Consider the following 11245-nt stretch of genomic DNA (forward strand, 5'->3'; position numbering starts at 1 on the left):
GAGCTCGAGATCCCTCCACTGGCGGCTCTTGCACAGAACACCCGCCCCGTATCCGCGGCTCCTGGCGCACGGCATGCGATGGACCCCCATGCTTTGCACGTGTGGCCGCGCGGCGGCTACATGTGCATTGCATTGCCCAATGTCGATGGCAGCTTCACCGTCACCCTGTTCATGCCCAACGAAGGCCCATGCCCCAGCTTCGCGGCGTTGAACGATCCCGGGGCCGCCGAGCATTTCTTCCATGAGCAGTTCCCCGATGCATCGGCCCTGATCCCGCATTTTCGCGAGGACTTCCGGGCCCATCCGGTCGGTCGCCTGGGCACCCTATATCTCGACCGCTGGCATCTGGGCGGCAAGGCACTGCTGATCGGAGATGCATCGCACGCCATCGTCCCTTTCCATGGCCAGGGCATGAACGCCGGCTTCGAGGACGCAACCACGCTGGCGGCATTGCTGGCCGAGCATGGCAGCGCCACGGCGTTTGCCCGCTTCCAGGATCAGCGCAAGCCCGATGCCGACGCCATCGCTGCGATGGCGCTGGAAAATTACGTCGAGATGCGCGATGCCGTAACCGATCCGCAGTTCCTGCTTCGGCGTGCGCTCGGCCAGTCGCTCTCCGGCCGTGCGCCGGAACACTTCATGTCGCGCTACCGGATGGTCAGTTTCACCCACCTCCCCTACGCCTATGCGTGGCAGCGCGGACGCGCGCAGGAACGTCTCCTGGAGCAGTTGCTGCACGGCCGCGACAGTCTGGATGGCCTTGACCTGGATGCCGCCGTGCGCATCCTTCGCACGACCCTTCCACCGCTGCCCTCCGGGGTCCATGGGATCCGCGATCATGCACGCACCGGCTGAAGTACGGGAAATCTTTCGCGTCGCCGACTACCGTGTGCGTCTGCCGGGTGGCGAAAGTGCGTCCATCCACATCCACAAACCCCTGCCAGTGCCCCTGGTCGCCCTGCTTCCCGGACCTCGTGCGGCCTGGGGCTTCATCACCGCATGGAACCCTGGTGCTGCATCCCGTTCGCGTCAGGAGAATCGCGCCGCGCAACATGACTTGCGTGATGCGCTGCTTGGGATCGTCGACATCCAGGCGATCCATCCCGGCGTGGGCAGTGCGCCAGGCTGGCGCGAGCCGAGCCTGTTCGTGGCCGGTATCGCTTGTCGTGACCTTGACCTGCTGATGCTGCGCTTTGACCAACTTGCCGTGGTCCGCGGTGACGGAGCTGGGCGGGCGGCATTGCGCTGGCACGATGAAGCGGCACGTGATCACTCGGGCCTCTAGAGATACCCGCTTCCCGCCCATGACCGCAGCATGCGATTGGCCACCCTGCTTTGCGTGTCAACATGACCTGAATCAACATCGTCGGTGGCTTCGATAAGTAGCATGGGCAACGTCGATATTTCACCGGTTCCGATGACCCCTTTACGGGAACTGCTCAATGCTCCCCGTCCCTGACGCAAATGGACACGGGCTTCCCAAGCCGCGACCTGCAACCGCATGGACAGGTGATCCAGCCACTGGGACAATCATGCGCACTGCTGCCTGATTCCATGATGCCAAACACAACCAATACCGCCCTGCTGGAAGCCCGGGGCCTGACGTTCCTTCGCCAGGACGAACGGGTATTCGGTCCCCTGGATTTCAGCCTCGCGCACGGCGAGGTGATGCTGGTGGAAGGCGACAATGGCAGCGGCAAGACCACGTTGCTGCGCGTGCTTGCCGGCCTGCTGAGGGCCGACGAAGGCAACCTGTACCTGGACGGTGAACCGCTCGATCGGGACCGTGCCCGCGGACGCATGCTTTTCATGGCCCACCATCTGGGCCTGAAAGCCGACCTTTCTCCGCTGGAAAACCTTCGCATCGCCTCCGGTCTCTACGGCTGCCGCCCCCGGACGACGCCGGCCAATGTATTGCAAAAAGTCGGCCTGCAAGGCTACGAGGACGAGCCGGTACGCCAACTCTCGGCCGGCCAGAAAAAACGCGCTGCGCTGGCGCGCATGTTGCTCATTCCCGCGCAAATGTGGTTGCTAGACGAGCCATTCGCCAATCTCGACAGAGAGGGCATTGCCCTGGTCAACGGCCTGATCGAGGAACATGCCGAAGCAGGTGGCGCGGCCCTGGTCACCAGCCATGGCGCAGTCACTTTCCTGCATGGCACCCCACGTCGCATAAGGATGCCCGCATGAAGCCCGGTTCGGTTTCCGCTGCCGCTGCCGCCGTCCTGCGCCGTGACCTGGTCCTGGCCTGGCGTAGCCGTGGCGACATGGCCATGCCGGTGCTGTATGCACTGATCGTGGCGACGCTGTTCCCTTTTGCGCTGGGCCCCGACAGCGCACTGCTGGCACGCATCGCCGGTGGCGTGGTGCTGGTCACGGTACTGCTGTCGATGCTGCTGGCGCTCGACGCGCTGTTTCGGCCCGATCTCGAGGATGGCTCGCTGGAACAACTGATGCTGGCGCCGCAACCCCTTGCGCTGATGCTGTCGATGAAGATTCTTGCGCATTGGCTGACCACCGCCCTGCCGCTGATCGTGATCGCGCCGCTCCTGGCCTCGATGCTGCATCTGCCAGGCCATGCCATCGCCGTGCTGGTGCTGGCATTGGTGGTGGCCACACCCTTGCTCAGTCTGTTGGGGTCGGTGCTGGTCGCGCTGACGGCCGGCACCCGGCGCTCTGGTATGCTCCTCGCGCTGATGTTGCTGCCGCTATGCGTGCCGGTGGTCATCTTCGCTGCCGGTGCGGTATCTGCCGCCCAGGCCAACCTGCCCTGGGTTGCCCCGATCGCCTGGCTTGGCGCCGCACTGGCCCTGATCCTGGTACTGGCTCCATTGGCCTGCGCCGCAGCCCTTCGCATCGCGGTCGACGCATGATGAACTCCTCCTTTCCCCTCACCAGCCCTCACGCGGAGACGACCTGACATGGCCAACTGGATCCCGCATTGGATGCAACGGCTGTCTTCACCGCCGACCTTCTACCGTTTTGCCGGTGTCTTGCGCCCGTGGTGCATGGCCCTGTCGCTGATATTGCTGATCATCGGGCTGTATGGCGGCCTGGTAATGGCGCCACCCGACTACCAGCAGGGCGACGCGTTCCGCATCATTTATATCCACGTGCCGAGCGCCTGGATGAGTCTTTTCATCTATGGCGTGATGGCCGTGTCCGGTTTCATTGCCGTGATCTGGCGCATCAAGCTGGCGGAATCGGTGGCAATGCAATCGGCACCCATCGGCGCCGCCTTCACCTTCATCACGCTGGTCACCGGTTCACTCTGGGGCTACCCCACCTGGGGCACTTGGTGGACCTGGGATGCACGACTGACCTCGGAGCTGGTGCTGCTGTTCCTGTACCTGGGCGTGATCGGCCTTTACCACGCCTTCGAGGATCGCCGGCAAGGCGCGCGGGCAGCCGCCTTCCTGGTGTTGGTCGGCGTGGTCAACCTGCCGATCGTGCATTACTCGGTGCAGTGGTGGCATACGCTGCACCAGGGCACCACGGTACGCCTGTTCGGCAAATCCAGCATCGAGGCCGACATGCTCTGGCCGCTGCTGGTGATGACGCTGTCGACCAAGCTGTACTGGGTCGCCAGCCTGTGCGGACGCGTACGCACCGACATGCTCTCGCTGGAAAGCGGCAAGCACTGGGTCCGCGATCTGGCGATGGAGGATGAGGCATGAGCCTGTCCACGTTCTTCCACATGGGCGGCTACGCGTTCTACGTGTGGACCTCCTACGCCCTGTTTTTCGTGGTACTGCTGGCCGACTACCTCGCGCCCAGGCTGCGACAAAAGCGCATACTCCGGGAACTGCGCGCGCGCATGGCGCGTCAAAAAGCTCGTGAATCGGGCAAGCCGCAGCACCCCGATGACACCCATTCCCGTCCGACCTGAGCTGGACGCACGCACGGCATCATCATGAATCCCAAGCGCAAAAGAAGACTCATCATCACCTTGCTGGTCATTGCCGCCGCCGCGGTTGCGATCAGCCTGACGGTGTTCGCCCTGCAGCAGAACATGAACTACCTGTACTCGCCGACCGAAGTGGATGCGGGCAAGGCTCCGGCCCACCACCAGTTCCGGCTGGGTGGCGTGGTCAAGGAGCACTCGGTGGTTCGCGATGGCAATTCGCTGAAGGTTGATTTCGTCGTCACCGATCGCTTCCATGACATGCCCGTGGTCTACACCGGCATCCTTCCCGACCTGTTCCGCGAGGGACAGAGCGTGATCGTGACCGGCCACATGGACGGCAACCACTTCGTCGGCACCGAGGTCCTGGCAAAGCATGACGAGACCTACATGCCCAGGGAAGTGGCCGACGCCATTCGCAAGGCCCAGGCGGCGGGGCGTGCCAAGGCGTCCCACATGAAAGACGCCCACGGGTCGACACCCAAAGGGGGTTCGTGATGCTTCCCGAACTGGGCCAGATCGCCCTCATTCTCGCGCTGCTGATGTCCATACTGCAGGGCGTGCTGCCGCTGGTCGGCGCCTGGCGCAAGAGCCCGGCACTGATGGCGGTGGGACGACCCGCAGCCGTAGGCCAGTTCCTCTTCGTGGCGCTGGCGTTCGGCATCCTCGCCTACGCCTTCCTTACCTTCAACTTCTCGGTCGAGTACGTCGCCAACAACTCCAATCTTGCGTTGCCCTGGTACTACCGCTTCGCCGCGGTGTGGGGCGCACATGAAGGATCCATGCTGCTGTGGATGCTGATCCTGAACGTTTGGACCCTGTCCCTGGCCATCTTCAGCCCGCGCCTGCCCGAGGATTTCGGGGCACGCGTACTGGGTGTGCTCGGCCTGCTCAGCGTCGGCTTCCTGCTGTTCATCCTGCTCACCTCCAACCCCTTCGGACGACTGCTCCCGGCGCCCGCCGACGGCGCTGACCTCAATCCCGTGTTGCAGGACCCGGGCATGACCTTCCATCCACCGGTCCTGTACATGGGATACGTCGGATTCTCGGTGGCTTTCGCGTTTTCCATCGCGGCGCTGCTGGGCGGTGGTGTGGACAAGCAATGGGTGCGCTGGGCACGACCGTGGACCAACCTCGCATGGGGCTTCCTGACACTGGGTATCGTCGCCGGCAGCTGGTGGGCCTACGCCGAACTGGGCTGGGGCGGCTGGTGGTTCTGGGATCCGGTCGAAAACGCTTCATTCATGCCCTGGCTGGTCGGCACCGCATTGATCCATTCACAGGCGATCACCGAAAAGCGAGGTACGCTGCCAGCCTGGACCGTGCTGCTTTCGATCTTCGCCTTCTCGCTGTCGCTGCTGGGCACCTTCCTGGTGCGTTCGGGTGTGCTGACCAGCGTGCATTCGTTTGCGTCCGACCCGCGACGCGGCGTATTCATCCTGATCTATCTGGGCATCGTGATCGGCAGCTCGCTGCTGCTTTATGCGCTACGCGCACCCAAGGTCGCCGGCGGCAAGCCGTTTGCGCCGCTGTCGCGGGAAACGCTGCTGCTGATCGTCAACCTGCTGCTGACCACCTCCGCGGCCATGGTACTGCTGGGCACCCTGTTCCCGCTGATCGGCGACGCATTTGGCTGGGGCCGCATCTCGGTGGGTCCGCCGTACTTCGGTACCTTGTTCATCCTGCTGATGGCACCGGCGATCGTGCTCATGCCCCTGGGTCCGTTTGCCCGCTGGGGGCGTGCCGGAGGCCGACTGCTGGTGAAGGTTTTCGTGCAGGCGGCGATTGTTGCTGTGCTGCTGGGCGGCATCCTGTTTGCGGCCGAATACAGCGGCGTGCCGCCATGGCGGGCCATCCTCGGTGGCCTGGCCTCGATCTACGTGATCTATGGCGTTGTCGCCTACGCGATCAGACGCTGGCGCGAGGCCCCGGCCGGTAATCGCTATCCGGCCGAGATGCTGGGCATGCTGATCGCACATCTCGGCGTGGGCATCTTCCTTGCCGGAGTCCTTCTGACCACGGCCCTGAGCGTCGAACATGACGTGCGCCTTGCCCCGGGGCAAACCGAGACCATCGGCGCCTTCGCGTTCCGATTCAAGGGCATAAAACATACCGAAGGCCCGAACTGGAAGGCTGACCAGGGCACTGTCGAAGTACTTGAGAACGGCAAGCCCCTGACGGTACTGCACCCGCAGAAGCGCACCTATGAACGCGGTCAGGTGCAAACCGAATCGGACATTGATGCCGGCCCCCTGCGCGATCTGTACGTGGCCATGGGCGAACCACTCGACAATGGCGCCTGGGCACTGCGCATCTACGTCAAGCCCTTCATCCGCTGGTTGTGGGGCGGTGGCGTGCTGATGATGCTTGGTGGATTTGTCGCCGCTTCCGACCGCCGCTTCCGGCTCAAGCGCAATGCGTCCGGTTCCGCAGCAACGACCGCTACCCTGGATCCGGCAAGTGTCCGAGGCATGAACCGCATCCTTCCGCTGTTGGGTTTCGCGCTGCTTGTGGGGCTTTTCGGCTTCGGCATCTGGTGGAACACGCTTCATGACCAGCGTGAAGTCCCCTCACCCCTGATCGGAAAGCCTGCACCCGCCTATAACCTGCCGCTGCTGGACGATCCTTCGACCACGGTCAGCAAACACGAAATGCTCGGGCAACCCTATCTGATCAACGTGTTCGCCAGTTGGTGTTTTGCTTGCGGCGAGGAACATCCGGTCCTGATGCAGGAGGCGCAGCAACTGGGCATCCCCCTGGTCGGCTACGATTACAAGGACCAGCCGTCCGATGCCAAGGCATGGCTGGACAAGCATGGCAACCCCTACAGCATGGTTGTCACCGACCAGTCGGGAGACACTGCCATCAACTTTGGCATCTACGGCGCACCGGAGACCTTCCTGATCGATGCCAATGGCGTGATCCGTTACAAGCACATCGGACCGCTCACGCCGAACGTCATCAAAACGGTCCTGGAACCGAAAATCGCGAAACTCAAGCGGGGAGAACGATGAAACACCTGCGTCCACTGTTGCTGCTGGTCGGCTTGTGCATGGTGTTCGCCGTGCATGCCATCGATCCGCTGCCGTTCAAGAATCGCGCACAGGAAGTACGCTTCCAGAAACTGACCGCACAGCTGCGCTGCCTGGTCTGCCAGAACGAAAGCCTGGCCGCGTCACAGGCCGAACTGGCGCAACAGATGCGGCACATCATCTTTCGCAAGATGCAGGAAGGTCAGAGCAACGCTCAGATCAAGCAGTACCTGGTCGATCGCTATTCCGACTATGTGCTGTACGACCCGCCGCTGAAACCGTCCACCTGGTTGCTCTGGTTTGGCCCGGCTATCGTTTTGGTGCTGGGTGCCGGCGGTGTATGGGTAACCATCCGCAGACGCACCCGGACCAAGAACCACCCCGCACCAGAAGCAGAAACCGAGGACTGGTGATGCCGGCCCTTGCCTCACGTTCGCCCGAACCGGATTGTTCTTCATGACCGCATGGTTTGTCGTCCTCGCCGTACTGATGGTGCTGATCGCACTCGGCATCATCCTGATCCCCATGCTGCGCAGTGCACGCAGCCATGGCCGTCCGCGTCACGTGTTCGTGACTGCTGTTGCCGTCTTGTTCGCCTTGCCGCTTGTCGCCTGGGGCCTTTACATGCATGTAGGTACGCCTGCTGCGCTCAATCCGTCAGCCCTTCACCCGCCCCCGATGACACTGGATCAGGCCGTGGTCAAGCTCAAGGGCGAACTGGCCAAACATCCGGACAATCTGCAGGGATGGCTGCTACTCGGCCAGACCTATGCCGGAACCAATCGGGACAGTCTGGCGCGTGAGGCCTATGGCCATGCCCTGAAACTGGCCCCCTCCAATGCCGACATCATGGTGGCCTGGGCAGAAGCCGACTCGATGGCCCAGGCGGACCATCACGTCAGTGATCGCGGCCGCACCCTGCTGGAGCAGGCGGTGAAAGCCGACCCACGCAATCAGCGCGGCCTCTGGCTCCTGGGAATCAGCAATTTCCAGCATGGCCAATTTGCCGATGCAGTACTGCTGTGGCGGCGCTTGAAGGTCCTGCTGGAGCCCGGTTCCAAAGTAGCCCAGGCCGTCGACCAGCAGATCGCAGTGGCCAACGCGCGCGCCTCCGGCAAAACCGAAGCCCAGGCGCTGGAAATCGCACGAAACGCCCCGGCCCCGGCATCGACCACCGTGCAACCAGACAACGAGGGTGCGCATATCGCGGTAAAAGTGAGCCTGGCACCGGCCCTGAAAGGTCGCGTGAAACCCGGCGATACGCTCTACGTCTTTGCCAAGGCGTTGAAGGGGCCGCCGATGCCGCTGGCCGTGGCGCGACTGAAGGCATCGTCACTGCCGACCACGGTCATGCTCACCGATGGCATGGGCATGACGCCGACACTGCGCCTGTCCAGCGTCACCAGGGTCAACCTCACCGCGCGTATCTCGCACAGCGGGCAGCCCGTCGCCGCTCCCGGTGACCTGGAGGGCACGACCGGTCCGGTTTCCGTGGACGCCGGCAAGCCGGTGTCCATCGTCATCGACAGCGTGCACTGACGCCATAAAGGTTCGCAGTTTGGGTCGGACACGGGTACCGATATACAGTGCCCGTTCCGCCTGCCTCCGACGTACCCCACATGGCCGATGCCCGCTGTTACCACAACCTGCCTTCGCCGTTCCCGATGAAACGCGGGGGCGAGCTGCACGGTGGGCACGTCGCCTATGAAACCTGGGGCACGCTGGACCCCGATGCCGGCAATGCCATCCTGATCCTGACCGGTTTGTCGCCGAACGCGCACGCCGCTTCCAGCGAGACCGACCCGTCGCCCGGCTGGTGGGAAAGGATGCTCGGACCGGACAAACCCATCGACACCAACCGCTGGTATGTGGTGTGTGTGAACGCCCTGGGCAGCGACAAGGGCTCGACCGGTCCGGATTCCATCAACCCGGATACCGGCGAACGCTATCGCCTTGACTTCCCCGAACTGACCCTCGAGGACGTCGCCAATGCGGCACATGCCGTCGTCGAGGGCCTCGGTATCGAACGGCTGGCCTGCCTGATCGGATGCTCGATGGGCGGCATGGCTGCGCTGGGATACATGCTGCACCATCCGGGCACGGTGCGAGCGCATATCAGCGTCGACACCGCACCACAGGCACAGCCCTTCGCCATTGCCATCCGTTCGCTGCAGCGCGAGTCCATACGTCTGGATCGCAACTGGAACGAAGGTCGCTATACCGAGGACACCTATCCCGAGCGCGGCATGAACATTGCGCGCAAGCTGGGCGTGATCACCTATCGCTCCGCGATGGAATGGAACGGGCGCTTCGCACGCATCAAGCTCGACCCGGAGGAGCGTCCGAGCGACCCGTTCGGCTTCGAGTTCCAGGTCGAGTCGTACCTGCAGGCGCATGCGCGCAAATTCGTGCATCACTTCGATCCCAACTGCTATCTGTACCTGTCGCGTGCCAGTGACTGGTTCGACGTAGCCGAATACGGTGGTGGCAGCGTGCATGAGGGGCTCAAGCGCATCTGCATCGAGCATGCACTGGTGATCGGGGTCACCACCGACATCCTGTTCCCGTTGGAACAGCAGGAGCAGATCGCCAAGGGACTTGAGGATGCCGGCGCAAAGGTCGAATTCGTGGCCCTGGATTCACCACAGGGGCACGACGCGTTCCTCGTCGACATCGAACACTACGGGCCCGCCATCGGCGGCTTCCTCGACCGCCTGTAGCCCACTCGCAGGAAACACGGCATGTGGCTATTCGGTCCCTGCTAAAATCATACGTCCCGACTGGCTACCCCACTGTACCCATCGCTCATGCTTGCTCTCGAATTTCCCGGCTGCCGTATCCTTGTCGACGCCCTCGACGAAGCCGTCAACAAGGACTCAACCGCCGACATCACCGATGCGCTGCGCAGCACCCTGTGCAGCCTGATCCAGCAGCAGGACGTGATGCTTCCCGAATGTGTCTTCCAGTCCAACGCCGAGCATTACGCGCGTCGGGAACTGTATCGAAGTGAGCGTTATGGTTACTGCGTGACCGCCATGACCTGGGGCCCTGGCCAAGGCACCAAGATCCATGACCACCACGGCATGTGGTGCGTGGAAGGCGTGTGGCGCGGGGCACTGGATATCACCCAGTACCAGCTGCTGGAACAGGACGACAGCCGTTACCGCTTCAATCCGGCGGGTTCCATACAGGCCGGCCCGGGCTCGGCAGGCAGCCTGATACCGCCACACGAATACCACTGCATCCGCAATCCCAGCGATGACGCCATTGCAGTGAGTCTGCACATCTATTCCGCACCGATGACCCAGTGCGCGGTTTTCGATCCGATCGAAGGCCAGTGGTATCGGCGTGACGAGCGTACCCTGGCCCTCGACCAGCTGCACTGACTTGCGGCATACTCCACATCCCCGCGCCGAAGTGGCGGAACTGGTAGACGCGACGGATTCAAAATCCGTTTCTGGAAACAGAGTGAGGGTTCGAGTCCCTTCTTCGGTACCAAATCATAGTTTCAGGCCGTACCAGACAGCCCCAGAAACGCAACAAAACCGGCACCTTAGCCGGTTTTTTTGTGTCTAGAGGTTCCAGATCGTCCGATTGCATCCGGGGGCACAAGGGGGCACCATTGGGGGCACAAGCCCGCACTTCGGGGCTATCGCAACGGAGATGCCCCCATGCCAAACGCCTCTGGAAAGCTAACCGCTGTCACCATCCGCAACGCAAAACCGGGAGAAAAGCCCGCCCGCCTGTTCGATGGTGGCGGCCTGTACCTGGAAGTGATGCCGAATGGCTCTCGCTACTGGCGCTTGAAGTTTCGCCACGCCGGGAAAGAAAAACGGTTAGCGCTTGGGGTGTTCCCCGAAGTCTCGCTAGCCGACGCCCGTCAGAGTCGCGACCAAGCGCGCGCCCTACTCCGCGAAGGACGCGACCCCAGCGCGGAACGCAAGGCCAAGCGACGCCGCGCAGAATTGAACGCCACACAGACCTTTGAGGCTATCGCTAGTGAATGGCTGAACAAACAACGCGAGGCATTGGCCCCCGGCACGTTCAACAAAGCGCAATGGCTGCTGGGCCTTGCATCGGGCTTGAATAGCTTGCCCATCGCTGACATCAAGGCACCCGACGTGCTGGATGTCTTGCGCAAGGTGGAAGCTAAGGCAACGCTGAAAAAGTCTCCCACAATTGCGAAAATAGCGCTGTCCTGACATTCAAGCGGAATTGCGACGATGAAACAGCAAACACTGGCGATGGCAGCGGATCAAGGCGAAGGTTTCGAGCAACATCGCCGAGCGACGCGTCGAGATGTGTTTTT

The 11245-nt window shown here is 62.7% G+C and carries 13 protein-coding genes, 1 tRNA gene and 1 pseudogene; all 15 read left to right on the forward strand.

Annotation, left to right across the window (positions count from 1 at the left end; all coding sequences use genetic code 11):
• Positions 1-855, forward strand: an 855-nt coding sequence (locus PF446_RS10220; protein WP_298071323.1) for an FAD-dependent monooxygenase, incomplete at its 5' end; no start/stop codon positions are given.
• Entirely contained in the window at positions 839-1285 is a 447-nt protein-coding gene (locus PF446_RS10225; protein WP_298071324.1) for a DUF3293 domain-containing protein, read from the forward strand. The genes PF446_RS10220 and PF446_RS10225, both read left to right, overlap by 17 nt.
• Before the next feature lie 269 nt (positions 1286-1554).
• Complete coding sequence (gene ccmA, locus PF446_RS10230) at positions 1555-2190, forward strand: cytochrome c biogenesis heme-transporting ATPase CcmA (RefSeq protein ID WP_298071325.1); 636 nt, start codon at positions 1555-1557, stop codon at positions 2188-2190.
• Positions 2187-2873 carry a heme exporter protein CcmB gene (gene ccmB, locus PF446_RS10235; RefSeq protein WP_298071326.1) on the forward strand — a complete coding sequence of 229 codons (687 nt, stop codon included), beginning with the start codon at positions 2187-2189 and terminating at the stop codon, positions 2871-2873. The genes ccmA and ccmB overlap by 4 nt, the downstream gene beginning before the upstream one ends.
• Positions 2874-2921: 48 nt before the next feature.
• Positions 2922-3677: a heme ABC transporter permease gene (locus PF446_RS10240; protein WP_298071327.1), complete on the forward strand. Its 756-nt coding sequence runs from the start codon at positions 2922-2924 to the stop codon at positions 3675-3677.
• A gap of 2 nt (positions 3678-3679) precedes the next feature.
• Complete coding sequence (gene ccmD, locus PF446_RS10245; RefSeq protein ID WP_298071334.1) at positions 3680-3889, forward strand: heme exporter protein CcmD; 210 nt, start codon at positions 3680-3682, stop codon at positions 3887-3889.
• 24 nt (positions 3890-3913) lie between these two features.
• On the forward strand, positions 3914-4402 hold the full coding sequence (ccmE, locus tag PF446_RS10250) for a cytochrome c maturation protein CcmE (RefSeq protein ID WP_298071328.1): 489 nt from the start codon (positions 3914-3916) through the stop codon (positions 4400-4402).
• A pseudogene (locus tag PF446_RS10255) lies at positions 4402-6318 on the forward strand (heme lyase CcmF/NrfE family subunit); the annotation flags it as partial. The gene ccmE and the pseudogene PF446_RS10255, both read left to right, overlap by 1 nt.
• A 57-nt stretch (positions 6319-6375) precedes the next feature.
• Entirely contained in the window at positions 6376-6918 is a 543-nt protein-coding gene (locus PF446_RS10260; protein WP_298071335.1) for a DsbE family thiol:disulfide interchange protein, read from the forward strand.
• Complete coding sequence (locus PF446_RS10265) at positions 6915-7349, forward strand: cytochrome c-type biogenesis protein (protein WP_298071329.1); 435 nt, start codon at positions 6915-6917, stop codon at positions 7347-7349. The genes PF446_RS10260 and PF446_RS10265 overlap by 4 nt, the downstream gene beginning before the upstream one ends.
• A gap of 43 nt (positions 7350-7392) precedes the next feature.
• Complete coding sequence (locus PF446_RS10270; protein ID WP_298071330.1) at positions 7393-8475, forward strand: tetratricopeptide repeat protein; 1083 nt, start codon at positions 7393-7395, stop codon at positions 8473-8475.
• 80 nt (positions 8476-8555) lie between these two features.
• Positions 8556-9656 carry a homoserine O-acetyltransferase gene (locus PF446_RS10275; RefSeq protein ID WP_298071331.1) on the forward strand — a complete coding sequence of 367 codons (1101 nt, stop codon included), beginning with the start codon at positions 8556-8558 and terminating at the stop codon, positions 9654-9656.
• Positions 9657-9743: 87 nt separating this feature from the next.
• A complete protein-coding gene (locus tag PF446_RS10280) occupies positions 9744-10322 on the forward strand; it encodes a cysteine dioxygenase family protein (RefSeq protein ID WP_298071332.1) in 579 nt (192 codons plus the stop codon).
• Positions 10323-10347: 25 nt separating this feature from the next.
• Positions 10348-10434, forward strand: a tRNA-Leu gene (locus PF446_RS10285).
• A 173-nt stretch (positions 10435-10607) separates the two neighbouring features.
• Complete coding sequence (locus PF446_RS10290; RefSeq protein WP_298071333.1) at positions 10608-11138, forward strand: DUF4102 domain-containing protein; 531 nt, start codon at positions 10608-10610, stop codon at positions 11136-11138.
• The last annotated feature ends 107 nt before the right edge of the window (positions 11139-11245 follow it).

The organism is Oleiagrimonas sp. (assembly GCF_027858935.1).
Classification (GTDB): Bacteria; Pseudomonadota; Gammaproteobacteria; order Xanthomonadales; family Rhodanobacteraceae; genus Oleiagrimonas.

What these genes read in the sequence shown, in the direction of transcription:
- PF446_RS10225 (WP_298071324.1), top strand. Translation starts at nt 839, where the DNA reads ATGCACGCACCGGCTGAAGTACGGGAAATCTTTCGCGTCGCCGACTAC.
- ccmA (WP_298071325.1), top strand. Translation starts at nt 1,555, where the DNA reads ATGATGCCAAACACAACCAATACCGCCCTGCTGGAAGCCCGGGGCCTG.
- ccmB (WP_298071326.1), top strand. Translation starts at nt 2,187, where the DNA reads ATGAAGCCCGGTTCGGTTTCCGCTGCCGCTGCCGCCGTCCTGCGCCGT.
- PF446_RS10240 (WP_298071327.1), top strand. Translation starts at nt 2,922, where the DNA reads ATGGCCAACTGGATCCCGCATTGGATGCAACGGCTGTCTTCACCGCCG.
- ccmE (WP_298071328.1), top strand. Translation starts at nt 3,914, where the DNA reads ATGAATCCCAAGCGCAAAAGAAGACTCATCATCACCTTGCTGGTCATT.
- PF446_RS10260 (WP_298071335.1), top strand. Translation starts at nt 6,376, where the DNA reads ATGAACCGCATCCTTCCGCTGTTGGGTTTCGCGCTGCTTGTGGGGCTT.
- PF446_RS10265 (WP_298071329.1), top strand. Translation starts at nt 6,915, where the DNA reads ATGAAACACCTGCGTCCACTGTTGCTGCTGGTCGGCTTGTGCATGGTG.
- PF446_RS10270 (WP_298071330.1), top strand. Translation starts at nt 7,393, where the DNA reads ATGACCGCATGGTTTGTCGTCCTCGCCGTACTGATGGTGCTGATCGCA.
- PF446_RS10275 (WP_298071331.1), top strand. Translation starts at nt 8,556, where the DNA reads ATGGCCGATGCCCGCTGTTACCACAACCTGCCTTCGCCGTTCCCGATG.
- PF446_RS10280 (WP_298071332.1), top strand. Translation starts at nt 9,744, where the DNA reads ATGCTTGCTCTCGAATTTCCCGGCTGCCGTATCCTTGTCGACGCCCTC.
- PF446_RS10290 (WP_298071333.1), top strand. Translation starts at nt 10,608, where the DNA reads ATGCCAAACGCCTCTGGAAAGCTAACCGCTGTCACCATCCGCAACGCA.